Annotated in this window: 20 protein-coding genes; 13 read left to right on the top strand and 7 right to left on the bottom strand. The window is 62.4% G+C overall.

Going from position 1 to position 25263, the window contains the following annotated elements; genetic code table 11:
* Positions 1 to 135 precede the first annotated feature (135 nt).
* From flhB to BM194_RS05400, 6 genes are all read left to right on the top strand, one after another.
* Positions 136 to 1302 (top strand): flagellar biosynthesis protein FlhB, encoded by a 1167-nt coding sequence (flhB, locus tag BM194_RS05425; RefSeq protein WP_092844518.1) that lies wholly within the window; start codon positions 136 to 138, stop codon positions 1300 to 1302.
* Positions 1299 to 3383 (top strand): flagellar biosynthesis protein FlhA, encoded by a 2085-nt coding sequence (gene flhA, locus BM194_RS05420; protein WP_092844516.1) that lies wholly within the window; start codon positions 1299 to 1301, stop codon positions 3381 to 3383. The genes flhB and flhA overlap by 4 nt, the downstream gene beginning before the upstream one ends.
* Positions 3380 to 5665 carry a flagellar biosynthesis GTPase FlhF gene (gene flhF / locus BM194_RS05415; protein ID WP_092844514.1) on the top strand — a complete coding sequence of 762 codons (2286 nt, stop codon included), beginning with the start codon at positions 3380 to 3382 and terminating at the stop codon, positions 5663 to 5665. The genes flhA and flhF overlap by 4 nt, the downstream gene beginning before the upstream one ends.
* Before the next feature lie 17 nt (positions 5666 to 5682).
* Positions 5683 to 6177 (top strand): hypothetical protein, encoded by a 495-nt coding sequence (locus tag BM194_RS05410; protein ID WP_092844512.1) that lies wholly within the window; start codon positions 5683 to 5685, stop codon positions 6175 to 6177.
* Complete coding sequence (locus tag BM194_RS05405; RefSeq protein WP_092844510.1) at positions 6174 to 6593, top strand: flagellar protein FlhE; 420 nt, start codon at positions 6174 to 6176, stop codon at positions 6591 to 6593. Before BM194_RS05410 ends, BM194_RS05405 begins: the two co-directional genes overlap by 4 nt.
* Positions 6594 to 6752: 159 nt before the next feature.
* Positions 6753 to 7454, top strand: coding sequence for an RNA polymerase sigma factor FliA (locus BM194_RS05400; protein WP_092844509.1), 702 nt, complete (start codon positions 6753 to 6755; stop codon positions 7452 to 7454).
* Between the two features lie 26 nt (positions 7455 to 7480).
* On the opposite strand, the gene BM194_RS05395 is transcribed toward BM194_RS05400, so the two are convergent.
* The 5 genes from BM194_RS05395 to BM194_RS05375 all read right to left on the bottom strand — a co-directional run bounded on the left by BM194_RS05395 (position 7481) and on the right by BM194_RS05375 (position 13953).
* Positions 7481 to 8707 carry an EAL and HDOD domain-containing protein gene (locus BM194_RS05395; protein ID WP_092844507.1) on the bottom strand — a complete coding sequence of 409 codons (1227 nt, stop codon included), beginning with the start codon at positions 8705 to 8707 and terminating at the stop codon, positions 7481 to 7483.
* 165 nt (positions 8708 to 8872) lie between these two features.
* Positions 8873 to 10183, bottom strand: a complete 1311-nt coding sequence (locus BM194_RS05390; RefSeq protein WP_092844505.1) for a DEAD/DEAH box helicase — start codon at positions 10181 to 10183, stop codon at positions 8873 to 8875.
* Positions 10184 to 10346: 163 nt separating this feature from the next.
* Positions 10347 to 10919 (bottom strand): PqiC family protein, encoded by a 573-nt coding sequence (locus tag BM194_RS05385; protein ID WP_092844503.1) that lies wholly within the window; start codon positions 10917 to 10919, stop codon positions 10347 to 10349.
* Positions 10920 to 10979: 60 nt separating this feature from the next.
* Positions 10980 to 12638 (bottom strand): intermembrane transport protein PqiB, encoded by a 1659-nt coding sequence (gene pqiB / locus BM194_RS05380; protein WP_092844500.1) that lies wholly within the window; start codon positions 12636 to 12638, stop codon positions 10980 to 10982.
* Positions 12631 to 13953 (bottom strand): paraquat-inducible protein A, encoded by a 1323-nt coding sequence (locus BM194_RS05375; protein ID WP_092844498.1) that lies wholly within the window; start codon positions 13951 to 13953, stop codon positions 12631 to 12633. Before BM194_RS05375 ends, pqiB begins: the two co-directional genes overlap by 8 nt.
* A 223-nt stretch (positions 13954 to 14176) precedes the next feature.
* Here BM194_RS05375 and BM194_RS05370 point away from each other — a divergent pair, with 223 nt between their 5' ends.
* The 7 genes from BM194_RS05370 to BM194_RS05340 all read left to right on the top strand — a co-directional run bounded on the left by BM194_RS05370 (position 14177) and on the right by BM194_RS05340 (position 23425).
* Positions 14177 to 15148, top strand: a complete 972-nt coding sequence (locus tag BM194_RS05370; RefSeq protein ID WP_177223350.1) for a calcium/sodium antiporter — start codon at positions 14177 to 14179, stop codon at positions 15146 to 15148.
* Between the two features lie 96 nt (positions 15149 to 15244).
* Positions 15245 to 16225, top strand: coding sequence for a calcium/sodium antiporter (locus BM194_RS05365; protein ID WP_177223349.1), 981 nt, complete (start codon positions 15245 to 15247; stop codon positions 16223 to 16225).
* A 296-nt stretch (positions 16226 to 16521) separates the two neighbouring features.
* Positions 16522 to 17934 carry a cytochrome ubiquinol oxidase subunit I gene (locus BM194_RS05360; protein ID WP_092844494.1) on the top strand — a complete coding sequence of 471 codons (1413 nt, stop codon included), beginning with the start codon at positions 16522 to 16524 and terminating at the stop codon, positions 17932 to 17934.
* A gap of 5 nt (positions 17935 to 17939) precedes the next feature.
* Entirely contained in the window at positions 17940 to 18941 is a 1002-nt protein-coding gene (cydB, locus tag BM194_RS05355) for a cytochrome d ubiquinol oxidase subunit II (RefSeq protein ID WP_092844956.1), read from the top strand.
* A 5-nt stretch (positions 18942 to 18946) separates the two neighbouring features.
* Positions 18947 to 20650, top strand: coding sequence for a thiol reductant ABC exporter subunit CydD (cydD, locus tag BM194_RS05350; protein ID WP_092844492.1), 1704 nt, complete (start codon positions 18947 to 18949; stop codon positions 20648 to 20650).
* Positions 20634 to 22361, top strand: a complete 1728-nt coding sequence (cydC, locus tag BM194_RS05345; protein WP_092844490.1) for a thiol reductant ABC exporter subunit CydC — start codon at positions 20634 to 20636, stop codon at positions 22359 to 22361. Before cydD ends, cydC begins: the two co-directional genes overlap by 17 nt.
* Before the next feature lie 59 nt (positions 22362 to 22420).
* Positions 22421 to 23425: an adenosine deaminase gene (locus tag BM194_RS05340; protein WP_092844488.1), complete on the top strand. Its 1005-nt coding sequence runs from the start codon at positions 22421 to 22423 to the stop codon at positions 23423 to 23425.
* A gap of 52 nt (positions 23426 to 23477) precedes the next feature.
* On the opposite strand, the gene BM194_RS05335 is transcribed toward BM194_RS05340, so the two are convergent.
* Together BM194_RS05335 and BM194_RS05330 are read right to left on the bottom strand one after the other, a co-directional pair.
* A complete protein-coding gene (locus BM194_RS05335) occupies positions 23478 to 24653 on the bottom strand; it encodes an MFS transporter (RefSeq protein WP_092844486.1) in 1176 nt (391 codons plus the stop codon).
* Positions 24650 to 25216: a TetR/AcrR family transcriptional regulator gene (locus BM194_RS05330; protein ID WP_092844484.1), complete on the bottom strand. Its 567-nt coding sequence runs from the start codon at positions 25214 to 25216 to the stop codon at positions 24650 to 24652. Before BM194_RS05330 ends, BM194_RS05335 begins: the two co-directional genes overlap by 4 nt.
* Between the last annotated feature and the right edge of the window lie 47 nt (positions 25217 to 25263).

Below are 25263 nucleotides of genomic sequence, written 5' to 3'. Positions count from 1 at the left end.
TAGACTTGCCCGCTTACGCGCGACAATCGTGAATTAACGCACGATTCGTCGCGCTTTTTGTGTGATCGTCTCTCGCCTGTGCCACGCAGAATAGCCAGCGTCCACTCCGTTTGACCGCTATTCGCTGCAGGAACCATGGCCGACGAGACCAGCCAGGAAGACAAGACCGAAGAGCCAACGCCACGACGCATTGAAAAGGCGCGTGAAGAAGGCCAGGTTGCCCGTTCCCGAGAGCTTGCCACCTTCATGATGTTGATGGCAGGTGTCGCCAGCCTGTGGGCCATGGGCTCGCTGCTCTATGACCAGCTTGGGCTGATGATGGAACAGACCTTTCTGTTCGAGCGAAGCATTGCCTTCGATAGTGCCTTGATGCTGGCGAATTTCTGGGCGCTCGGGACACATACCCTGATTGCGCTGGTCCCGCTGTTCTTGTTGTTGACCGTCGTGGCGTTGATCGCACCGGCGCTGCTGGGCGGCTGGCTGATTTCCGGAAAGTCCTTGAAGCCTCAGTTCTCCAAGCTCAATCCGCTCAAGGGTCTCAAGCGGATGTTTTCCACCCAGGCGCTGGCCGAACTTTTCAAGGCCATTGCCAAATCGTTGCTGACCGGCAGCGTGGCGATCGGCTTCTTGTGGTCCAGGCGCGGTGAGTTTCTGGCCCTGATGGACCAGCCGCTCGAGATCGCTCTGTTTCATGCGCTCAAGCTGGCCGCGCTGTGTTGTGGCCTGATCGTACTGTCGCTGATCGTGGTCATTCTGATCGATGTGCCTTATCAGCTCTGGAGTCACAACAAGAAGCTGCGCATGACCAAGGACGAGATCAAGAAGGAGCACAAGGAGTCCGAGGGCGATCCGCACGTCAAGGGACGTATTCGCCAACAGCAGCAGGCGATGGCCCGTGGGCGAATGATGAGCAAGGTGCCCGAGGCGGATGTCATCGTCACCAACCCGACGCACTACGCCGTTGCCCTGAGTTACCGTGACGGTGAAATGGGTGCGCCGCGTGTCGTCGCCAAGGGCGTGGACGCGGTGGCGGCGCGCATCCGCGAGCTAGGCGACGAGCACAACGTACCCCGACTCGAGGCGCCGCCGCTGGCGCGTGCCCTGTATCGTCATGTCGATCTCGACCGGGAAATTCCGGCTGATCTCTATACCGCCGTGGCCGAGGTGCTGGCCTGGGCATTTCGCCTCAAGCAAGTCCGTCGTGAAGGCGGCGATATGCCCGACACGCCGCGCAATCTGCCGGTACCCGCTGAACTCGACGACGCCACGCGGCGCGAATCACCTTCCGAGGATGCTCAATGAACCTGCTGGATTCTCTGGGTCGTCAGAACTTGCTGGGCAATGCCCATATGAAGCTGCTGGCCGGTCCGGTACTGATCATCATGATTCTGTCGATGATGATCCTGCCCCTGCCGCCGTTCGCACTGGACCTGTTCTTCACCTTCAACATCGCGCTGTCGATCATGGTGCTGCTGGTCAGCATGTTCACTGAAAAGCCGCTGGACTTCGCGGCGTTTCCCGCCGTGCTGCTGTTCACCACGCTGCTGCGCCTGTCGCTCAACGTCGCCTCGACCCGTGTGGTACTGATGGAAGGCGATGAAGGCGGCGACGCAGCGGGCAAGGTCATCGAGGCATTCGGTGAATTCCTCATCGGTGGCAACTTCGCCGTGGGCCTGGTTGTGTTCCTGATCCTGGTCATCATCAACTTCATGGTCATCACCAAGGGTGCCGGGCGTATTGCCGAAGTCGGCGCGCGCTTCATGCTCGATTCCATGCCGGGCAAGCAGATGGCCATCGATGCCGATCTCAATGCCGGGCTGATCGGCGAGGAAGACGCCAAGCGCCGTCGTGGCGAGATTTCCCAGGAATCGGATTTCTACGGTTCCATGGACGGCGCCAGCAAGTTCGTGCGCGGTGACGCCGTGGCCGGCCTGATCATCATGGTGGTCAACCTCATCGGCGGCCTGCTGATCGGTGTGATGCAGCACGACATGGCCTTTGGCGATGCCGCGCGGACCTATACGCTGCTGACCATCGGCGACGGGCTGGTGGCGCAGATCCCTGCGTTGGTGATCTCCACTGCGGCCGGTGTCACCGTATCCCGTGTCAACACCGAGCAGGATGTTGGCCAGCAGATGATGGGCCAGCTGTTCAACAAGCCCCAGGTGCTGATTCTTGCGGCGTGCGTCATGGGCCTGCTGGGCCTGGTGCCGGGCATGCCCAACTTCGTGTTCCTGCTTTTTACCGTCCTGCTGGGTGGTCTGGCCTGGTGGATGATGCGTCGTGCCGACGAAAAACTGGCCGAAGAAACCATCAATACGGCAGCCGCGCCGGCGCAGCAGGAAGTGCCTGAGGCGAGTTGGGACGATGTGCAACTGGTCGATACCCTGGGGCTCGAGGTTGGCCATCGCCTGATTCCCATGGTCGATCATCGCCAGGGTGGTGAATTGCTGGGACGCATCAAGAGCGTACGCAAGAAGTTTGCCCAGGAAGTCGGTTTCCTGCCGCCCGTGGTGCACATTCGCGACAATCTCGAGCTGGGGCCCAACACCTACGTCATTACCCTCAAGGGCGCCGAGATCGGGCGTGCCGAGGCCTATCCCGGCAAATGGCTGGCCATCGATCCCGGTCAGGTCTCGGGCCACCTCGAGGGCACCCCGACCCAGGATCCCGCCTTCGGCCTGCCGGCGGTGTGGATCGACAGCAACCAGCGCGAGCACGCCCAGGTCTATGGCTACACGGTGGTGGATGCCGGCACGGTGGTCGCGACGCACCTCAACCACCTGCTGCACCGCCATGCCGGTGAAATGCTGGGCCGCCAGGAAGTCCAGCAACTGCTCGACAAGCTGGCCGACGAGAGCAAGACGCTGGTCGAGGACGTGGTGCCCAAGCTGGTCTCGCTGACCACGTTGCAGCGCCTGCTGCAGAACCTGCTCGAGGAAGATGTCTCGATCCGTGACCTGCGTACCATCCTCGATACCTTGGCCGAGCATGGCTCGCCGCAGAGCGACGCGCATGAGTTGACCGCCATGGTACGTATTGCCCTGGGCCGTGCCATTACCCAGCAGTGGTTCCCGGGACATGACGAGCTGCACGTGATCGGTCTGGACGCTAACCTCGAACAGGTCCTGAGCCAGGCGCTACACGGCGGCGGTGCCCTCGAGCCGGGGCTGGCCGACACCCTGATGACCCAGTCGGAAGCCGGCGTCGCGCGTCAGGAAGCCAGTGGCGAACCGACTGTGCTGGTCGTCCAGCATGAGCTGCGGCCGCTGCTGTCGCGCTTCCTGCGCCGTCGCCTGCGCCAGCTCGCGGTGTTGTCCCAGGCGGAAATTCCCGATGACCGTACCCTGCGGGTCACTACCCTGATCGGAGGACGTCAATGAGCGTCAAGCGCTTCGTAGGCATCAACAGTCGAGAGGCCATGCGCCAGGTGCGTGCAGCCTTGGGTGACGATGCTTTGATATTGTCCAATCGCCAGGTGCCCGAAGGCGTCGAGATTTTGGCGCTGGCGGATGATGAACATGGGCGGATGACTGCGCCGACCGGTGTGGCCTCGCCCGCGGTGCGCTCCCCGTCCCCGTCGGCGGGTGCGTGGGCTGGCGCGCAGTCATCTTCTGAACCGGAACCGCCTAAGGTATCCGACACCGTCAGCGTCTCCCAGCCGGGTGGGCAACTACCGGGCGACTTCGCCGCCTTCAGTGAACGGGTACTAGGGGAAATGCAGGACCTGCGGGCCTTGCTGGCCTCTCAGATGCACACGTCCTCGACACCGGCCGGCGAGAGTCTCGTCGACCGGCTCCGGCAGCGCTTATATGCGGCGGGGTTCGGGGTGCGCCTGGCACAGGAGCTGCTCGAGACACCGCCCACCGAACTGCTGACTGCCGACGAGTCGCAGGCCCAGGCCTGGCTAGGCCGGCAGCTCGCGTCACGCTTGTCCGTGCTCGATGACGAAGATGGCTTGCTCGATGCCGGTGGCGTGTTTGCCCTGGTCGGGCCGACGGGTATCGGCAAGACGACCACCACCGCCAAGCTGGCCGCACGTTACGTGATGCGCCATGGCGCCAGGGGTGTCGCCTTGGTGACGACCGACAGCTACCGAATCGGGGCTCACGAACAGTTGCGGATTTATGCCCGCCTGCTGGGCGTGGAAGTGCACGCCCTGGAAGCGGATGCGCCGCTTGGCAACCTGTTGACCCGGCTGACCGACAAGCGCCTGGTAATCATCGATACCGTCGGCATGAGCCAGCGCGACCAGCGCCTGGCAGGTCAGATCGCCATGCTTGGCGATAGCCAGAGCGGTACGGAATGCCGTCCGATCCGCCGCCTGCTGTTGCTCAATGCCGCCAGTCATGGCGATACGCTCGAAGAAGTGGTCGAGACCTATCAGCGTGCTTCGCTGGCAGCCGGGGCGCCGCTCTACGGTGCGATCCTGACCAAGGTCGACGAGGCGCCACGCCTGGGCGCGGTGCTGGACATTGCCATACGCCATGGCTTGTGTCTGCACTACCTGTCACATGGTCAGCAAGTGCCGGAGGACTTGAGCCTGGCAGAGCGGGATACGCTCGTCCAACAGGCACTCAGCGTCGCGGGACAATCATCGTTTGCCATCGACATGCCGATAGCCCCATCCCCCGGGCAGCGTATCCAGGCGTTGTCGCGAGGCCTGTTGGGGCAAGGGCGCACCTTGGCTGCGTCTCTGTCGGTCCTGCGTCGCCAGGTTTCCGGCTTCGCCCTGCTCGAGGAGGCCTGGCCCATGCTGGGTTACCCGCTGGAGCAGCAGCGTGCCCGGATTCCGGCATTACTGGACATCGACCGGCGAGTGCGGCATGGCCAGCAGGAAGCCATGCATCACTTGCTGTGGGGACGGACAAGGCCGGTCAACGGCACGGATTGGGCCATGCCGGCCCTCAGCCTGAATGCGGCCGGTCATGCCCAGGCCATGCCCTGGCTCGCGCACCTGCAGCCCGCGGGCGAATCAGAACGCCTGATGTGGGCCGAAGCCGAACTCGGCCCGGCCTGGCATCTGTTGCCCAGTTGCCCGGGGGGACTGGCTCGCGACACGCTGGCCAACCTCGGCATGGCGTGGCTGGCAATGGCGCAGGCCAATTCCCGGGTCATGGTGGCATCGGAGCGGCATGCGCTTGCCGATCTGAGCCGCGATGCCGAGGCACGAACGCAACTGGCATGCCGCTATCGCGGACGTGATGCGCGTCTCGCGTTGTCCCGTCGGGCCGTTGCCCTGGACGATGGCGAGCGGCTACATGCCTGGTTCGGTACGTTGGTCGAGTCAGAGACCGGACGCCCGCTGGGGCAACGTTATTGGTTGGCGCCACAAGACGAGACTCATGAGCAATGTGCTATCGAGGCCATGGTCGCCCAGTTGATTCATGACGACTTGCCGTTGTTGACACGCCGTGCCTGGCGGCTGATCGGCGAGGCGAGTCGTACGCCGCTCGATCCCGAGCTGCAGCTTCTGGTGGCCTCGGGGTTGGCTGCAGTGGCTTCGCGGCTTGATCAGGAGCGCAATGACTGGGCAATGGACGTAAGGACACAAGTGATGGCCGCGCTGGGAGGGCGCCGGACACGCTCGTCCACGGCACTTCTGGAAGGGCTGATGCACATGCTGACAGCGCGTGATGCCTTCCGCCTGGCCGGCGCGCAGTGAAAGACGAGGAAAGCACGGTGAGTCAGACGGATCAGGCGGCAGGGTTGCGTCGCTGGGCCGAAGCCATGGCCCCGGCCCCCGGCCCGGTGCATGAAACGCCGCCTTCTCGCGTATTGTTGACGCTGGGGCTGCCCGAAGGGGCAGACAGCGATGTGGCCCCTGTCATGAGGGCATTATGTCGCTGGCAGGCACAGGGCCAGTCCTGGGTTGGCGATCCCTCGGCCTGGCGTGTGGTGGCGCTGGATGTGGAAAGTCCGCATCTGTCGGCTCTGGCCAGCCAGCAAAAGCGCTGGGCCCTTTGGGTCGACGACGATGCAGAGGGGTTTCGACGTGCCTACCGCACCTTGAAAGGGCTTGCCCGGCATCCGGCAGCGCCGCGCCGCTTGCTGATGGTCCATCCACCCTTGCTGTCGGGGGCTGGCCTGCTGGGTAACCTGCGCGATGCGGCGTCCCACTTCTTTGACATTCAACTCGTCATGATCGGCTTCACGAAGCCCAGGAAGCGCCTATGAACATGGGCAAGCGCAGTCTCGGACTGGTTTTGCTGACCTGCTGCCTAGTGGTGTCGGGCCTTGGCATGGCGGCATCGGGTAGTTGGGTAGGCACAGGGCAGGGGGTACGACTGTTCACCGCGGATCGCATTGTCGAATCGAAGCCGCTGAAGCCAGGCAGCCCCTTGGCCAAGGGCGCTTTCATTCGTCAGGTGCACTGGCAATACCATGTTTCTGCGGGGCAGCCCTATCTGCAAGCCTGGCTTTGCGTTTCCCGGGAGTGCACCCGCTTGAGCGGCGCGCGCGGCACCAGTCAGGCCTTGGCCGGCCTGGCGGCGGACCAGCCGCTGCATTTTCGTTTCCGGCTTCCCAAGGGGCGCCAGCCGGACAGGCCGTTTCGTGTCGAAGGCCTGCAGGTCATCGTCGATTATCAGTAACGCAACCGTTATTGCCAGATTTTGCTAAAGCACGAATAAACCACGCCAATACTGGGTTTTCGATGCTTGGGCGCTGTCGGGACGACGTAATAATGCAACTATCGGCAGCCAAGCGTATGGGTTCATGTGCTGTCGCTTACTCTTTTCGAGGCGAGTGGAATGTACACGGCACAGGGCAAGATCGATCAACGCGCATTACTCGATCAATACCTTCCCATCGTGCGGCGGCAGGCGCTGGCGCTTCAGGTGAAGCTGCCGGCCAGTGTCGAACTCGATGATCTGATTCAGGCGGGCATGGTTGGCTTGCTGGACTCAATGGGGCGTTATGACGCCTCGCAGGGGGCGAGCTTTACCACGTATGCCAGCCAGCGTATTCGTGGCGCCATGATCGATGAGCTGCGTAGCCGCGACTGGGTCCCGCGCAGCGTCCGGCGCAACGCCCGGGAAATCGAAGAAACGATTCGCACCCTGGAACAACAGCTGGGGCGTCCGGCCGAAGAGCGTGAAATTGCGGAAGCCCTGTCGCTGACGCTGGAGGAGTACCGTCAGCGCCTGGCGGATACCAACGGAGGGCAACTGCTCGGCTACGAGGATATCGTCGCCGAAGGCGGCGAGCCCGAAGCGGACGAACGTTCGCCGCAATCGCCTTTCGATGCCTTGGCCGGCAACGAACAACGTCAGCGTCTGGTGGAGGCCATCGAGCGTCTGCCCGAGCGCGAGAAACTGCTGCTTGGCTTGTATTATCAGGAAGAGCTGAACCTCAAGGAAATTGGCGCGGTGCTCGGGGTCAGCGAATCACGGGTATGTCAGTTGCACAGCCAGGCCGTGGCGCGACTGCGTGCGAAACTGGCCGATACTTGATCGGCCAGGCGTCACTTTCATTTCCATCAATCGGGTGTCTTGAACGACCGTAACAGGGCATCCGCCTCTTCATTGGCCTGTAGATAGCAACGACGCAACTCGGCGCGCTCCGTAGCGTCGCTGTCGTCGACGGCCATCTTTTCGTAGTCCTCGGCCAGTATCAGCAATGCCCCGAGACTGCCGGAACGCGAACGCAGTGCAGCCAGCACGTCACCGGGCAAGGGCACTTCACGCAGCAGGGTTTCCATCGGCAAGTCGAGCATCACGTCCATGAGCGAGAACAGGCCGGCAGTGAAGGCGCTTTCCCGGTCGATGCCCGGGAAAGGGTCGGCCAGCAGCCGGCACATCAGGGCTCGGGTCAATGCCAGCTTCATCGTCAGTCGGCACACCGGTCCGTTCTGTGACAGCATGACCGTGGCCACAAGGGTGCGCAGTTCGATGAGGCCCAGCAACTGCAGGCTGCGCTTGAGCTGGGTAATCTGCTTGCCTTGCCCGAAATATCCCGAGTTGGCACGCTTGAGTACCGTGACGTAGAGATAGGGATCCTGAGCAATGAGCTTGGCGATATCGTCGAGGTTGACCGTGTCACGGTAAAGCTCGGTGATCAGCTTGAGCTGGATGCTCTGGTTGCCTCGCCGCGTGTTCAGGCTGGAAGTGTGCGTCTTGGGCTGAGCGAAGAAATAGCCTTGGAATAGCGTAAACCCCAGTGCCTTGTAGCGTTCGAACACCGACAGGTCGTCGACCTTTTCGGCAAGAAACGTACGTTTGCCAGAGGCTAGTGCCTCGACCGCCTTTTCGTCGTAGGGCTGGGTCGTGTCGACCTTGACGATATCTGCCAGTACACCCAGCGTGCGCGCCCGGTCATGGTCGCCCTGAAGGGTCCACGAGACGCGGTACCCACGAGCCTTGATGAGCTGAATGGCACGCACGGTGTCGCTGTCGGCGGGCACCGTGTCGGTAATTTCGATGATGATCTGCTCGGCCGGCATGGGGAGCAGTTCCGGTCGGGCGAGCCATTCACTGGACACATTGAGAAACAACCAGCGATTACCGACCAGTTTCTCCAGGCCGATATCGTAGATGGCTGCACTGCACGCCCTGGCGGTGGCTAGCAGGGGATCGTCTATCTCCGCGTTTTTCGCCTGCGGCGAAGCGCGATAGAGCAGTTCATCGCCTATGTGCTGGAAGAGGGCATCGCATACGGGCTGCAGGGCGATGCAGTATTGATCGTCATCGACGACGGAATCACTCACACCGGATCTCTCGATAAAAAGTGAGACAGGTCAATCTTTTGCAAGCGATAGGTTACCCGGCTGAGCGAGTTGAAACAATTCATGCCTTGGCGCATGAATTATCTAAGCTTCAACGCAATAATGCCAACACCGGACGGTCCCGGTATTGGCATTCGCTCGATTCGTTCAGGCTTGCCGAGAGCGCTGCGGACGGCGGCGGCGACGCTGCTGGGCAGGTTTGTCATCGCGACGCTGCTGGTTGTCGTTGCGGTTGCCGCCTTCGGTCTTGCCCTGACGAGGCGTGTTACGCGGCGATTGCCGACCACCGCGGCGACCGTTCTCGATCGGCTCCGGCTTGGCATTGGGGTCGGGTTCGAAACCCGGTTCGATATGCTTGGGCAGGTCGCGCTTGATCAACTTCTCGATATTGCGCAGCAGTCCGTGCTCGTCGACACACACCAGCGATACCGCCTGGCCTTCGCTGCCGGCACGGCCAGTACGGCCGATGCGGTGCACGTAGTCCTCGGCGACATTGGGCAGCTCGAAATTGACGACATGCGGTAACTCGTTGATGTCGAGGCCGCGCGCGGCAATATCCGTGGCTACCAGCACCTGGAGACTGCCGTCCTTGAAGGCGGACAGGGCACGGGTGCGGGCCGACTGGCTCTTGTTGCCATGGATCGCCATGGCGGGAATGGCCTGCTTGTCCAGCTGCTCAGCAAGCCGATTGGCGCCATGCTTGGTGCGCGTGAATACCAGGACCTGATACCACTGGTGCTGCTTGATCAGGTGGGCCAGCAGGTCACGTTTCTTTTCGCGGTCGACGCGGTAGATAGCCTGGTCGACGGTCTCGGCCGTGGTGTTGCGGCGCGCGACTTCGATCATGGTAGGCCGGTCGAGCAGGCCATTGGCCAACTGCTGGATCTCGTCGGAGAACGTGGCCGAGAACAGCAGGTTCTGCCGGCTGGCAGGCAGCAGGCGCAGCAGTTTCTTGATGTCATGAATGAAGCCCATGTCGAGCATGCGGTCGGCTTCATCGAGTACCAGGGTCTCGACACGCGACAGGTCGACATGCCCTTGCTGGTGCAGGTCCAGCAACCGGCCCGGCGTCGCGATGAGGATATCGAGGCCAGGGCGGATGGCATCGATCTGCGGCTGGGCACCGACCCCGCCGAAGATCACATGCGAGCGTAGCTTGAGATAGCGGCTGTAGGCGGCCACGTTGTCACCGACCTGGGCGGCGAGCTCGCGGGTCGGGGTAAGGACCAGCGCACGGATCTGGCGGGCGCCGGGGCGGCCACCGGCACTCAGGCGTTGCAGCAGGGGCAGGGTGAACCCTGCCGTCTTGCCGGTGCCGGTCTGGGCGCTGGCCAGCAGGTCACCACCCTTGAGTACGGCGGGGATGGCCTGTCGCTGGATCGGGGTCGGGGTGGAATAGCCTTGCTCTTCAACGGCACGCAGCAATTCGGCGCGCAGGCCAAGGTCGGTAAAACTCATGCAAGCTCCGGATAAAACGCACTCGCCGCACACCAGATGGGTGCGTCCCGGGCCAATGCGTGGAAAAGACGGTGACAGTGGAGGCGCGACAGGGGGACGAAAAAGCCGCGACGTGCATCATGACAGAAACGCCGTCATGATGCACGTAGGACCGGGCGTGGCCTTATAGGGTGCGGATGCGTTGGGCCATGTCGAGGGCAACCTCGTCCCAGCTCTTGCCGAGGGCGCGGACCAGGGCCGGATAGCCGTCGCTATCGAGGGGAACGCTGGCCGAGAAGGGTTCAATGGCCAGGATGTCGCCGTCGGCGTCGCGCAGTTGCCAGCGCCCGCCGGCCACGGCCATGCCATCGTAGCGCCCCTGAAACTCATCGACTTCGACACGAAGATGCCAGGCATCGCTGGCGTTACCACCATTAAGGACCCGCGTGTCAGGCAGGCGCTCCGCCAGCCGCTGGCGCAAGCCACGGTGCAACTGGCGTCCCAGGTCTTCGGCCCACAGGTGTGAACTCGCCTGGTGCAACAGCACGTCGTTGCGTTGCAGGACGATACCCTGGCCCGAGAGGTAGTTGGCCACCTGAACGCCGTCGATGATCAGGGTTCGCTGAGGGGAAGGTTCCGTAACGTCGGCCGTGTAAGCCCCCGGTGGCAACGTATAGCGCTCCAACGAGGAGCCGCCACCGCCGGTGGCGCATCCTGCCAGCCAGATCACCAGCAGGCATAAGCTCAGAACTCGCATTGTGGTGTCATCCTTTGTTCATGTGTGATGGCCGGTGCCCTCGGGCACCGGCGCCTTGTGTTATCTCGCCTGGCGGTCGGGCGCCCTGGGAATCGGGTCACCCCCTCCGCTGCGATCGAAAATCAGGGCGCTGGGTTGCTCACTCAGTGTCCTGGCGACCGGCTGGAGATCGCGGAGCAATTGATCCAGGCTTTCCAGCGTTGCCGTCAGCTCGCGGTATGCATCCGATTCCGGCGACAGGCCCTGCAGCGTCTGGCGAAGTTCTCGCAGCGAGGCGTTGATGTTCTTCAGCAGGTCACCTGTGGTCGGGTCGTTCAGCAGGGCCTGCAGGGATTCCGCCGTGTCGCGCACTTCGCTCAGCACTTGCTGCGACGTCTGCAGATTCTGATCCAGTCCTGTCAGGATAGGCTCGATCTCCAACTGGTTGAGCTTCTCGAGTAGGTTGGAGACCTGCTGCTCGATCTGCGCGAACCCGCCTGACGTGGTGGGAAACACGGTCTGGCCATCGAATGTCTCGCGCTGGTACTCGCCTGCGTCCTGCTGGAAGTTGAGGTCCACGAACATGGCGCCCGTGAGCAGATTGCCGGTCTTGAGCGAGGCACGCAGCCCATAGTCGAACATGCGACTGATCCGCTCCCGCCAGGCATCGAGATCGATGGTTTCAGGCGCCCCGTCATTGCTACCCAGGCGCTGGGGTTCGATGCGAATCAGCACGGGAATGGCGAAGCGCTGTCGGCTGTCGGGTTGCGGGGCGCTGAAGTGCCAGGGCACGCTGACCACCGTGCCGACGCGCACGCCCCGGTATTCCACGGGCGAGCCGCGTGACAGGCCGCGCACCGTATCGTCGATCAGCAGAACGTATTCCAGATAGCGGTTGAAGGTGCCCTGCAGGGCGCTTTCTTCGTCGGGATATAGCCGATAGGTGGCGTCAGGCGAGGCCTCGGGCCCCATGGGCACATCCGACGGGATACCGAAGGTCACCCCGCCGCCAGCCAGTGTCTCGAGCGACTCCAGGCTGACCCGGAACCCCTCGGAATCCAGATTCAGGCTGATCGCGGCCGCCGTCCAGAATCGCGTACTTTCGGTCACCAGCACGTCGTAGGGCGCCTCGATGAACAGCCGGTGGCGCATTTCGCGTTCCTCGGGATCGAACTCGGTATTTTCTACCCGGCCGACGGTAAAGCCCTGGTAGGTGACAGGGTCGCCGACATTCAGCGAGCTGCCGACCTCGCTGACCAGGTTGATGCGGATGCCTTCGGCATTGGGGGGCGCGACCGGCGGCTGCTCGAGCACCTCGAAATGATATTGTGGCTGGTCGCTGTTGCCGGGTTGGAGCTGGATGTAGGCTCCGGAAAGCACGGTACCCAGGCCACTTATTCCTTCGCGTCCGATGCGCGGCTTGACGACCCAGAAACTGGTCCCTTCGTTCAGCAGGCGGTCGGTGTCTTCCGCCATGCGCGCAGTCACGACGGTGTGCGACAGGTCGTCCGACAAGCGCACTCCGGTGACGCGACCCACCTGCACGTTGCGCGTCTTGATCAGGGTCTTTCCCGCCTCGATGCCTTCGGCATTGGGCATTTCCAGAGTGATCTCGGGGCCTCGCCTGGCATAGTTGTCGTAGACCAGCCACAGGCCGATGATCACGGCGACCAGCGGCACGATCCAGATCGGGGAAAGCCGGGACTGACGATGGCGTTCAGCGCGATGCGCTTCAGGCATGACGAGCTTCCTTGTCTGACGGTTCGGGGACTGGGGTTTCCCAGAGCAGGCGCGGATCGAAGGTGATGGCAGCCAGCATGGTCAGCACGACGACACTGGCAAAGGCCAGGGCCGCGGGCCCCGGCGTGATGGTCATCAGGGCATCGGCGCGGATCAGGGCAGCCAGGATCGCCACCACGAAGATATCGACCATGGACCAGCGCCCGATGAATTCCGTCAGGCGATAGAGACGCGTGCGCGTGACGGGGTGATGGCCTGCATTGTGGCGTGCGGCAATGCACAGCCAGGCCAGGGCAATCAGCTTGCCGACAGGAACCAGTACGCTGGCAATGAAGATGACCAGGGCCACGGGGATCGATCCCGCCTGCCAGAGCTCCACGACACCGCCAATGATCGTCTGTGGATCGCTGTTGCCGAGGTAGGTCGTGGTCATGATTGGCAGGACATTGGCCGGGATATATGCCACGGCAGAGGCGAACAGGAGTGCCCAGGTCCGCTGCAGGCTATGCGGAAGTCGCGCATGCAGGCGCTCGCCGCAGCGGCGGCAACGCCCATGGCCATGGGCGTCGAGGCGGTTGACCAAACCGCACGTCGGACAGCCTCCGAGTCCCTGTGGGGCCGCCAGGTTGCCGGTGCGGCTGCCCTCGGGCGCCAGCGGCTCGCCGGCCAGCGAAAACCACATCCAGTCGCGGTCGATGGATTGGGTGGTGACCAGCAGCAGCACGGCGAAACAGCAGTATGCCCAGAAGGAAATGCCAAGGGAAACGCTGGCCAGCCCGGCGATTTTGATCAGGCTGACCAGGGCGCCGATGATGAACACGTCGGCCATCATCCATGGGTGAAGATGTGCCAGGGCCCGCGCGATATAGCGGCTGGCAGGCAGCGTGACGCGCTGGACAAGGCCGGCATGCAGCCAGATGACCCCCGCCAGATAGACTGCCGGCAAGACCATGATCGTCAGCGCCACGCTGATGGCGACCAGGGGCTGGTCGAAGCCGATCAATGTGGCCGCGGTCTGGGGGAGTTTGATGCGATTACTGACGCCGCTGACCTCGAAGCTGACGAAGTTGAACGTGACGGACAATGCGAGGGCAACCAGGGCGGCGATGGCCAGGGCCAGACTACGTTCTGCAGGATGGTGATGGCGGGTCGCCAGGGTATGACCGCAGCGTGGACAGTCCGCTTTCTGTTTGGCTCGCAGGGGCGGCAGGGCCACCAACCAGTCGCATTCGTGACAGACACGCAGACGTCGCCGTGTCTGTCGGGGCGTGGAACTCTCCGGGCGCATGTCCTGGCCAATAGGCTCCGCAGTCATTGATGCTGAACGTAGGCTCACGTTTGGCTTCCTGCCGGCAGATGAGGATAAACGTCGTTCCTTGACGTATGAACAGTGTAACCTTACTGGCTGTCCGGTACGAACCGGTCTCGCGCCATTAACGGGTAACACCTATCATGCTGGCCCGTAAGGTCGCTTGCACTTGTACAACGCAAACCGACTCGCTGCACTGTGGCAACATTTACCAGAGGGGAGAAACAACGTGCTAATGGCCATTGCCGCCATCGTCGTGGGGCTGATCATATTAGTGTGGAGTGCAGACCGATTCGTGGATGGCGCTGCCGCTACCGCTAATCATCTGGGCGTGCCGACGCTACTCATCGGTATGCTGGTCATCGGGTTCGGTACATCGGCACCCGAGCTGATGGTGTCGGCCCTGGCCGCCGGCCAGGGCAACCCCGGGCTGGCATTGGGTAACGCCTACGGGTCGAACATCACCAATATCGGCCTGATTCTGGGCTTCGTCGCCCTGATGAGCCCACTGGCGGTACATTCCCAGGTCCTCAAGCAGGAATTGCCGTTGCTTGGCCTGGTTACGCTGATCTCGGCGTGGTTCCTTCTGGATGGCGAGATTTCCCGGCTGGATGCGACGATCCTGATCGTGCTGCTATTGGTCGTTATGGGCTTCAGTATCTGGCGTGCCCGCCAAGGCAATGGCGATGCCCTCGGCATGAACACCGAACAGGACATTTCCGAGAATGCCATGAGCCTGAAGGCAGGCGTCATCTGGACACTGGTCGGGCTCGCGCTGCTGATCGTCAGCTCGCGAATGCTGGTGTGGGGAGCGGTGTATATCGCTCAGACGTTTGGCGTCTCGGACCTGATCATCGGCCTGACCGTGGTCGCCGTAGGCACTTCCTTGCCGGAGCTGGCCTCGTCGATCAGCGCCGTGCGCAAGAACGAACATGATCTGGTGTTGGGTAACGTGGTCGGTTCGAACCTCTTCAACACCTTGGGCGTGGTGGGTCTGGCCGGGGTCATCGCGCCGATCAGCTCGGTCTCGGAGGCACTCTATCGCGACTGGCCTGTCATGGCGGCACTGACCTTGGCCGTGGTGATCTTCGGGATTGGCTGGCGAGGGCAGGGGCGTATCAACCGTTTCGAAGCCGCTGCCTTGTTGATGGCCTATCTCGTCTACACCGGCTACCTTATTTATACCGTTATCTCTGCCTGAGTCGCTCTAGCCATGCCATGTTTGGCGTGGAGACACGTGCAGGAAGTGTTGCCTGCATGGCATGGCCGTCAGTAACCAGCAAGAGGAGACAGGGACGTGTGGCTTCCTCTCGTGGCAATCATTATCGGGCTTGTCGTGCTGGCATGGAGCGCCGACCGCTTCATTGATGGCGCTGCAGCAACCGCTTTTCACTTGGGCATGCCATCGCTACTGGTGGGCCTGTTAATCATCGGGTTCGGGACGTCGGCACCGGAGATGGTGGTGTCGGCGCTGGCCGCTGCCCAGGGTAGCCCCGGGTTGGCGCTGGGCAACGCCTATGGTTCGAATATCGCCAACATCGGCTTGATACTCGGGGCCGTGGCGCTAATGAGCCCCCTCGTGGTGCATGGGCAACTGTTGCGCCAGGAGTTGCCCGTCCTTGTGGCGATCACCCTGCTATCGGGAGGTTTGCTGCTCGATGGTACGATATCGCGGCTCGATTCGACTCTGCTGCTCGTTTTGCTGGTCTCCGTGGTTGTCCTGAGCATTGTCCGGGCACGCCAGAAAGCCAGAAAACGCGCCAGCGTACTGGAGGAAAGCGAATCAGTCGCTCCCGCCATGTCGCTGCGCCAAGGCCTGGCATGGACCTTGGCCGGGTTGATCGTGCTCGTGATCAGCTCACGATTGCTGGTATGGGGCGCGGTGAACGTTGCCGAGGCCATGGGCGTCAGCGATCTGGTCATCGGCCTTACTGTCGTCGCTATCGGAACGTCTCTACCGGAGCTTGCCTCGTCGATCAGCGCCGTGCGCAAGGGGCAGCACGACATGGTGCTCGGTAACGTGGTGGGGTCCAACCTATACAACACACTAGGTGTGGTCGGCTTGGCTGGCATCATTGCGCCTATCGAAGCCGTATCGGAGGCGCTCTATCGCGATTGGCCGGTCATGGCGGCGCTCACGTTGGCCATGGTTTTGTTCTGTCTCGGTCGGGGCGGTCCGGGGCGCGTCTCGCGTCCGGAAGCCGCTCTGCTGGTCATGAGCTACCTGGGCTACAACGGCTATCTCGTTACGTCGGCCCTGGCTGGCCAGACTGGCTGAAACCATGCGATACGCCCCCTGCGGCAAACCACCGCGCGGCAAATCCGACCAACTGCGTCAATGAGACACACCTTCACAATGGCGACTCGCTTCAGCCGACGTTCTCGAATGCGTAGCATGATGAAAGAGGATATATCCGCGTCTGTTTCGCTGCATAAAGCGCGTGAATGACTATCCTCTGTGTGTCGTTTACGAATGCGCGACGGCCGCCTTGGCCCGAGTGACAACAACCGGGAACCCCCCGAAACACGCATCGACGGCTGCCCCTGAACCACGACAGATGTCAAGGAGAAGCCATGGAACTTGATCCGGTACTTTTATCGCGATTGCAGTTCGCTTTCGTCGTCTCTTTTCACGCGATATTTCCCGCGTTTTCCATCGGCATGGCTTCGTACGTGGCCTTGCTGCAGGGGCTTTTTGTCACGACGGGCAACCAGGCCTGGGAACGGTTGTCGATCTTCTGGACCAAGGTATTTGCCGTCGTCTTCGGCATGGGCGTGGTCTCGGGCATCGTCATGGCCTTCCAGTTCGGGACCAATTGGAGCAACTTCTCGCAAGCCACGGCCAATTTCTTCGGCCCCATGCTCAGCTATGAGGTGCTCACCGCTTTCTTCCTCGAGGCAGGTTTTCTAGGGGTCCTGCTGTTCGGCCGCGATCGCGTATCCCCAGGGGTACACCTGTTCGCTGCCATCATGGTCGCCTTGGGAACGCTGATTTCCTCCTTCTGGATACTGGCCGGCAATAGTTGGATGCACACCCCGGATGGGGTCGAGTTCCGTGACGGCGTATTCCATGTCACGTCCTGGTTCGATGCCATCTTCAACCCATCCTTCCCTTACCGATTGGCACACATGGTCATGGCGTCTTTCCTGGCGGGTGGGTTCGTCGTTGCCGGGGTAAGCGCGTGGTATTTGCTCCGCAAGCACGATGTCGAAGCCAACCGCAAGGCACTCTCGATGACGCTATGGCTATTGCTGGTCGCGGCACCGGCCCAGGCCGTCATCGGGGATTTTCATGGCTTGAACACCCTGGAGCATCAGCCGGCCAAGATCTCGGCGATCGAGGCCATCTGGGAAACCGAGGAGTCCGTGCCGCTGCTGCTCTTCGCGATTCCGGACCAGGAGAATCAGACCAACCATTTCGAAGTCGGCATCCCCAAGCTGGGCAGTCTCATCCTGGCTCACGATCCCACTGCCGAACTGCCCGGCCTCAACGAGGTGCCCAGGGATGAGCAGCCTCCCGTCTGGTTCACTTTCTTCGGCTTCCGCATCATGGTGGGCCTGGGTGTGCTGATGATCGCCTTTGCGGTGGTCGGGCTGGTGCTGCGCCGCGGCGGGAAGGTCTATACCAGCCGGTGGTTCCTGCAGGGACTGCGCCTGATGAGCGTGACGCCATTCATCGCCTTGCTGGCTGGCTGGATCACGACCGAAACCGGGCGGGCCCCGTGGCTGGTGTACGGCATGATGACCCATGCCGAAGGGGTCACGCCGTCGTTGAGTACGGGCATGGTACTGTTCACCCTGCTGGGCTATATCGCCGTCTACGCCATCATCTTCTGGGCAGGGCTGTATTACCTCACGCGTGTGATACGCAAGGGCATCGAGAAAGACGCGGTGGACACTGAAGAAAGCCATCGGCCGATGCGGCCCATGTCGGCCTCGCATGTGCCGTTCGACAGTGACGATGACGTTGCACCAGGGAGGGGATAATGGCTATGGACACTTACGTTTTATCGATCATCTGGGCCGTCATCATTGCCTTCAGCATCATCATGTATGTGCTGTTGGACGGCTTCGTGCTGGGCATGGGCATCCTCTTTCCGTTGGCGCCCGACGAAGAGTCTCGCGATGTCATGATGAACACCGGGGCACCGATCTGGGATGGCAACGAAACCTGGCTGGTACTGGCGGGCACGACCCTGCTGGGTGCGTTTCCGCTGGTCTATACCATCATTTTGCCGGCACTCTATATCGGCGTATTTCTGATGGTTGCCGCACTGATCTTCCGCGGCGTGGCATTCGAGCTTCGTTTCAAGTCGCATCGCTCACGTAAATGGTGGAATCTGGCCTTTGCGGGCGGCTCCGCCGTGGCGGCATTTGCCCAGGGCGCCGTGGTGGGCGCCTATATCCTCGGCTTCGAGACGCAGAGTCGCACCTTTGCCGGTGGTCCCTTCGACTGGCTGACGCCGTTCACCGTGATGACGGGATTGGGCATGATGGCCGGCCTGGCCTTGCTTGGGGCCACCTGGATCATCATGAAGACCGAGGGGGCCGTCCAGGAGTGGGCCTACCGGCTCGCGCCGAAGCTGCTCGCCGGGGTACTGGTAGTGTTCGCCATCGTCAGCTTGTGGACGCCTTACGTCGACCCTAGCGTCTGGGATCGCTGGTTCAGCAATATCGGTGTCATCTGGATCTTGCCGGCCTTGGCGTTGCTCAGTGCTGCGCTGCTGTTCTGGTCCGTCAGGCAGCGCCGCGACAGGCTGCCGTTCCTTGCCACCCTGAGCATGTTCATCTTCACCTATCTGGGGCTCCTGGTGAGTCGTTGGCCTTATGTCGTTCCGCCCAATCATACGCTATGGGATGCAGCGGCTTCCCCCAGTTCACAGCTGTTTCTGCTGATCGGCACGTTGTTCGTCATCCCCATCATTCTCGGCTATACCGCCTGGGCCTATTGGGTGTTTCGGGGCAAGGTGCGTCCGGGTGAGGGGTATCACTGACCGTCATGGTGGAGTCCGATCTTACCCCACGAGGCTGGCTGCGCAGCCAGGCCGGTCATGTGCGTGGCTGGCTGGCCCTGGTCTCGGCACTGGGCATGCTCGATGGCGTTCTGACAGTGGTGCAGATGGGGCTGCTGGCCTGGATCGTCAGCCGGCTGGTCGTGGATGGTGCCCTGGCAGGTGAGCTGGTCGCGGCCTTCGCGACATTGACGCTGGTCGTGGTGCTGCGTGCATGCGTACAGTGGGGCCAAGAAAGCGCCGGTGTCGAGGCTGGGTGGCGGGTGCGCTCGCGCGTTCGTCATCAATTGCTGGACCATCTGGCGGCACTGGGGCCTCAGCGACTCAGCGACCGGCACAGTGCCGGCCTGGGTGGCCAACTGGTGGAGCAGGTCGAGGCGCTGGATGGTTACTTCTCGCGTTTCCTTCCCCAGCTTCGCCTGGCTGTGTTGTTGCCGCTATTCATCTTGATCGTGGTGCTGTGGCTCGACTGGCTGGCCGCCTTGTTCCTGCTTCTTGCGGCTCCCCTGATTCCCCTGTTCATGGCCTTGGTAGGCATGGGTGCCGAGCGGCTCAATCGTGAGCAGTTTCTGGCGGTGACCCGACTGGCCGGGCATTTCCTCGACCGGGTACGGGGCGTGACCACCCTGCAGTTGTTCAACCGCGCCGAGCGCAGCATCGACGAGGTATTTACCGCAGCGGACGATTACCGTCAGCGCAGCATGCGTACGCTGCGTCTTGCCTTTCTATCGTCGGCAGTACTCGAGTTCTTCGCGTCGGTCGCGATTGCCGTGGTGGCCATTTATATCGGCTTCGGGTTGCTGGGCTATATCTCGTTCGGTCCGGCCGACGAACTGACGCTGTTCAGTGGCTTGTTCATCCTGCTCATGGCGCCGGAGTTCTTTCAGCCGTTACGTACGTTGTCGCAGCATTATCATGATCGCGCGGCGGCTCTGGGCGCTGCGGATGACCTGGTGAAGTTGCTCAAGAGACCCTGCCCCGCGGAAACTGGACCGGTCGAGGCGCCTGAGCAACATGCTGGGAAGGCCGGTGGCACGCGTATCCGCATCGTGGGGGCCTGTGTCAGCTATCCGGAACGAGGGCGGGTACTCGGGCCGCTGGATCTCGCCGTCGAGCCGGGGGAATGCCTGGCCGTTGTGGGGCCCTCCGGCACCGGGAAGTCGACGCTCTTGCACCTGCTGGCCGGGTTCCTCTCTGTAGACGAGGGGCACTGCGAAGTGGCACCAGCATCACCGATCGCCTGGATGGATCAGCGGCCTTGGCTGGTCAAGGGCAGCCTGGCCGACAATCTGCGCCTGGCCGCGCCCGATGCCGATGACAAGCGCTTGCGTGAAGCCGTCCGCCTGGCCGGACTGGGACCACTGGTTGATGCCCTGCCTGAGGGTCTCGAGACCCAGTTGGGGGAGCGCGGCCTGGGGCTGTCGGGCGGTCAGGGGCAGCGCCTGGCCCTGGCGCGAGTGTTCCTCTCCCAGGCGCCGTTGGTGCTGCTTGACGAGCCGACGGCCAGCCTCGATGCCGAGACCGAAGCGCAGGTCATCGAGTCGCTGCGGTGGCTGCTCGACCAGGGCAGGACCTTGATCCTGGCCACGCACCATCCGGCATTGATCGCACTGGCGGATCGTGTGCTGACATTGAGCGAGGGACGGGTGATCGACTCCCAACGGCGAGGACGCAATGAAATCGAGCAATGATGCGACACTGATTGCTACCTTTCGTCCTTGGTTGAAAGTGCTTGGCCGGCGTCGACGCCGATTGTGGGTAGGCGGCCTGTTGATGTTGCTGACTGTCGTTGCTGCGATCGGCCTGCTGGCGCTGTCAGGCTGGTTCATCACCGCCACGGCGATTACCGGCACACTGCTCGCTGCCGGTATCCAGGCCACGTTGGATATCTACCGGCCCGGTGCCGGTATCCGCTTCTTTGCCGTGGGGCGTAGTGTGGTCAGATATGTGGAACGTATCTACAACCACGATACGGTGCTGCGCCTGCTGGCAGACCTGCGTGCCGGCATGTTCGCCGTGATGACTCGCCTGGACGAGCGCGTGATGGGGCAGTTGCGGGCTTCCGAATGGCTCAATCGCCTGACGGCAGACATTGATGCCCTGGACAGTTTCTATCTGCGACTGCTCGCGCCGCCGTTGGTCGCCTTGTTGGCGATTGGCGGTATCGGTGTCCTGCTGGGGCTGTTTGCACCGGGCATCGGTATTGCCGTGACGATTCCCTTGCTGGGACTGTGGCTATGGCTGGTGGTGGGGCAGGCCCGCCTGGGTCTGGCAGCTAGCCGCAGGCGCATTGCCACCCTTGACCGGCTGCGTATGCGCAGCATCGAGCAGATGCAGGGGCTGGCCGAGCTGCGGTGCTACGGCACACTGGGGGCACATCGCCAGGCATTGCTCGCTGAAGAGCGTGCACTATACGACGACCAGCGCCGACTGGGACGCTACCAGGCGCTCGGTAGCGCCCTGGTCAGCATGGGCGTGACATTGAGTGCCGTGCTGGCCCTGTGGCTGGGCGCCAGGGCATTCACCGCGGGTGAGATAGGTGGCCCGGTGATGGTCATGTTGCCTTTGGCGGTTCTTGCCATGAACGAAGCGCTGGCGCTGTTGCCGACGGGCTTCACGCATTTCGGCAGCACCCTGGCGGCGGCCGAGCGCCTGAATGGCATGGCGGCGCTGCGTGGTTCGATCCGCGACCCGCAATCCCCGCTGGACTTGCCCGCAGGGCCGCTGTCGTTGGCTCTGGAAAACGTCTCGCTGGAATATGCCGGTACAGGACCGTCCCAAGGAGTGCGTAGTGTAGCCCCGGCGCTTGCCGCGGTATCGCTCGACATAACGCCTGGAGAACGTGTTGCCCTGGTAGGAGAGTCTGGCGCCGGAAAGTCGAGTATCGCCAAGCTGGCAGCCCGCCTGATCGAACCCGAGCAAGGGCAGGTTCTGGTCGGAGGCAGAAGTATCCGCGAGATTGCGCTGTCCGTTCTGCGCTCGCGCATCGGCTACCTGACCCAGCACGCCGAGCTCTTCCATGACACCTTGGCAGCCAACCTGCGATTGGCCGATGCGCAGGCCGATGACGCCAGGCTGTGGGGGGTGTTGGATATCGTCGATCTAGCGGCGTGGGCACGTGAACTGCCCCAGGGTCTGGATACCTGGGTGGGCGAGTCGGGACGACAGCTTTCCGGTGGCCAGGCCCGCCGTGTCGCATTGGCGAGAGTGCTGCTAAGCGAGCCAGATTTGTTGATTCTCGATGAACCGTTTTCCGGGCTGGATGTGGAAACGGCATCGCGTATCGCCGGCCGGCTCGATACTTGGCTGGATGGACGCACGGTCATTTATCTGGCGCACGACGAGTCGGTACTGCCAAGGGTCGACCGATCGCTGCGTTTGCGCGAAGGGCGGCTGGTCTAGACTTTGCGCAATCGGTCAAGTCGCGGCAAGATGGTTCAAACCCGATGAGGAGTGTCGCGATGAAGGACTGGTTGAAAGCCCTGCCCAAGGTCGAACTGCATCTGCACATCGAGGGCTCGCTGGAGCCGGAGCTGATGTTCGCATTGGCCGAGCGTAATGGAATCGCGCTGCCCTATGCCTCGGTAAAAGAAGTGCGTGCCGCTTACGATTTCAGTGACCTGCAATCCTTCCTGGACCTGTATTACCAGGGCATGGCGGTCTTGCGCACGACAGACGACTTTAATGACCTGGCCATCGATTACTTCCGCCGAGCCCAGGCCGAGGGCGTCGTGCATGTGGAGCTCTCCTTCGACCCGCAGGCGCATCTGTCGCGCGGTATCGGCTTCGATGTCCAGATCGAGGGGCTGACCCGGGCCATGCGCCATGCCGAACGTGAATGGGGACTGTCCACGGCATTGATCATGAGCTTCTTGCGCGACAAGCCCGCCGAGGATGCCATGGCCGTGCTCGAGCAGGCCGAACCTTACCTGGAACTGATCGATGCCGTCGGGCTGGATAGCGCCGAGTCCGGCAATCCGCCCTCGAAGTTTACCGAGGTGTTCGCTCGAGCCAAGGCACTAGGATTACCACGCGTCGCCCATGCCGGCGAAGAGGGGCCGGCGTCCTATATCAGTGAGGCACTGGATGTGCTCGACGTGTGTCGCATCGACCACGGGGTGCGCTGCCTGGAAGATCAGGAGCTTGTCGCCCGGCTGCGTGAGACACAGATACCGTTGACCGTATGCCCGCTGTCCAATGTCCGGCTCAAGGTCGTCGAGCGGATCCAGGATCATCCGTTGCCCGCACTACTCGATGCCGGCCTCAAACTGACTCTCAACTCCGACGATCCCGCGTATTTCGGCGGTGGCGTGCTGGATAACTATCTGTCGTGCGAACAGGCCTTCGGTTGGGACAAGGCGACGTTCATCACCATGGCGCGCAACGCCATCGAGGTAGCGTTCATGGATGAGGGGCGCCGTCAGGTGTTGCTGGCCAAGCTGGAGGACTATTCCCAGGCAGCTTGATCAGCGGCTAACTGGGCCAAGCTAGCCTTGGCCCTCCTGCCTGGCCTGACGATCACAGGGCATGCCAATCGGCGGTGTCTCGACTGTGCAATAGCCACGATCCCAGCAAGGCGGCAGCGAGCCCCAGGGCGGCAAAAAGCACGAAGGTGACGGCATGCCCCTGGCTTCCCACCAGCCAGCCGGCCAGCGGTGAGCCGGCGACCTGGCCGGTCGATGTCGCGAGCAACGGCAGCACCGGGCCGAGGGCGGGCGCCTCGGCCATGATCTGGGTGCTTCTGACCAGGTAAAAGCCGGTCAGGGTCATGTACCCGACGCCGAACAGGGCAGCGGATGCCAGGGCCAAGGGAAAGTGACCGGGATCGATGGCCAGTAGCGCCAGCGACGCGGACATTACGGTGAGACCGATGACATGGCTCAGGGCTGGCCCGAAGCGAGTGATGAGATCACCGGCCCCACCGCCCGCCAGTCCGCCAAGACCGACCGCCAGCCACATCCAGGCTGTCTGGCTCGATGCCAGGCCACCGGCGGTGATGACGGCGTCAGGCGCAAATACCCAGTAGGCTGCACTCACGACACCCATGAGGCCGGCCAGGGTACTCAACTGGCCGATCCCGACCCATTGTTCACGGCTTATGGAAGCCTTGTGGGACGTGGAGGACGTGGCAGGGCGCTCGTCCCGAGGCAGGTAAACGAGCGCAGCCAAGGCGCCAAGGGCCGCCAGGGCGGTGAAGGCGACATAGGCACTACGCCAAGCCTCGGCCCAGATCAGCACGGCAGGCATGGCGAGGGCAATCCCCAGACTGGTCCCTGCATTGATGACGGCATTGACCCGCCCGCGCAGGCCAGAAGGCACCACCCGGTAAACCGACTGGGCCATGACCGGCGAAGATAGCCCGGTACTGATGCCGCAGATCAACACGCCGGTGGCCAGCACAAGTGATGTCGGCGCCTGAGCGATAGTTAGCATGCCGATTCCGGCCAAGCCTGCGGCCGCGACCGCTGTGTTGCGTATTCCGAGACCTCGCGTGACCCAAGGGGCAGCGAGTATCGCAAAGACGAAGCTCAAGAAGGGCAAGGCGCCGATTACCCCAGCCATGGTCGGAGTAATCGTCAGTTCCTCACGCATCGAGGGCAAGAACAGCCCGAACACGAAGCGGGCCAACCCGTAGGTGATGCCGATAATGCCACTACCCAGGGCTGCCATGCCGAGCGGGGTCAAGGATTTCATGGTGCGTCGCTCCGGACGGTTGCAAGGAGAGTGTCGATGACTGTCCGCGTGTCGGCCAGCGCCGTATGTACGTCTAGCAAGGATACTGTCGTGTTGCTGCCTTCCAGTACCACGAAGAGTCGTCGTGCCAGTCCGGTGTGATCCCCCAGGCCGTCGCGTGCCACCGCCGACTCGAGGCGGGCCATCAGGTCCGCCTTGGCAGCCACGGCCAGGGCATGAATCTCGGCACTATGCTCGGCGAATTCGCCCATCGCCTTGGCCATGATGCAACCATGCTGGCTGTAGTTTTCCAGCCAATCCCCATGAGCTTCGACCAGGGCCGGTGTCGCCTTGCCTAGTGGCGCCGTGGCCACGGCTGCATCGAGGCTCGCAATGAAGCGTTCATGGCGAGCCTGCAGCACTGCCATGACCAACGCTTCCTTGGAGGGGAAGTGGTTATAGAGCGTCATGCGCACGACACCGGCAGAAGCCACGATGCGGTCGATGCCGGTCGCATGGAAGCCTTGTTCGTAGAAGAGTCGCTCGGCCGTGGCGAGCAATTGATCACGCTTGGACGCTGGCATCGTGATAGCTCCTATATAGACTGGTCTATCTAAATCCAGCATGCCCA

It is taken from the genome of Modicisalibacter xianhensis (genome assembly GCF_900113605.1).
Taxonomy (GTDB): Bacteria; Pseudomonadota; Gammaproteobacteria; order Pseudomonadales; family Halomonadaceae; genus Modicisalibacter; species Modicisalibacter xianhensis.
Note: the sequence above shows the minus strand (reverse complement) of the source record. Positions and strands in the feature narration are given on the sequence as shown.

Excerpts from the sequence above, each read along its gene's own strand:
- BM194_RS05385 (WP_092844503.1), bottom strand. The coding sequence starts at position 10,919 with ATGCGAGTTCTGAGCTTATGCCTGCTGGTGATCTGGCTGGCAGGATGC.
- BM194_RS05335 (WP_092844486.1), bottom strand. The coding sequence starts at position 24,653 with ATGAAATCCTTGACCCCGCTCGGCATGGCAGCCCTGGGTAGTGGCATT.
- BM194_RS05340 (WP_092844488.1), top strand. The coding sequence starts at position 22,421 with ATGAAGGACTGGTTGAAAGCCCTGCCCAAGGTCGAACTGCATCTGCAC.
- flhF (WP_092844514.1), top strand. The coding sequence starts at position 3,380 with ATGAGCGTCAAGCGCTTCGTAGGCATCAACAGTCGAGAGGCCATGCGC.
- BM194_RS05405 (WP_092844510.1), top strand. The coding sequence starts at position 6,174 with ATGAACATGGGCAAGCGCAGTCTCGGACTGGTTTTGCTGACCTGCTGC.
- BM194_RS05330 (WP_092844484.1), bottom strand. The coding sequence starts at position 25,216 with ATGCCAGCGTCCAAGCGTGATCAATTGCTCGCCACGGCCGAGCGACTC.
- cydC (WP_092844490.1), top strand. The coding sequence starts at position 20,634 with ATGAAATCGAGCAATGATGCGACACTGATTGCTACCTTTCGTCCTTGG.
- cydD (WP_092844492.1), top strand. The coding sequence starts at position 18,947 with ATGGTGGAGTCCGATCTTACCCCACGAGGCTGGCTGCGCAGCCAGGCC.
- BM194_RS05400 (WP_092844509.1), top strand. The coding sequence starts at position 6,753 with ATGTACACGGCACAGGGCAAGATCGATCAACGCGCATTACTCGATCAA.
- BM194_RS05390 (WP_092844505.1), bottom strand. The coding sequence starts at position 10,183 with ATGAGTTTTACCGACCTTGGCCTGCGCGCCGAATTGCTGCGTGCCGTT.
- flhB (WP_092844518.1), top strand. The coding sequence starts at position 136 with ATGGCCGACGAGACCAGCCAGGAAGACAAGACCGAAGAGCCAACGCCA.
- cydB (WP_092844956.1), top strand. The coding sequence starts at position 17,940 with ATGGACACTTACGTTTTATCGATCATCTGGGCCGTCATCATTGCCTTC.
- BM194_RS05360 (WP_092844494.1), top strand. The coding sequence starts at position 16,522 with ATGGAACTTGATCCGGTACTTTTATCGCGATTGCAGTTCGCTTTCGTC.
- flhA (WP_092844516.1), top strand. The coding sequence starts at position 1,299 with ATGAACCTGCTGGATTCTCTGGGTCGTCAGAACTTGCTGGGCAATGCC.
- pqiB (WP_092844500.1), bottom strand. The coding sequence starts at position 12,638 with ATGCCTGAAGCGCATCGCGCTGAACGCCATCGTCAGTCCCGGCTTTCC.
- BM194_RS05375 (WP_092844498.1), bottom strand. The coding sequence starts at position 13,953 with ATGACTGCGGAGCCTATTGGCCAGGACATGCGCCCGGAGAGTTCCACG.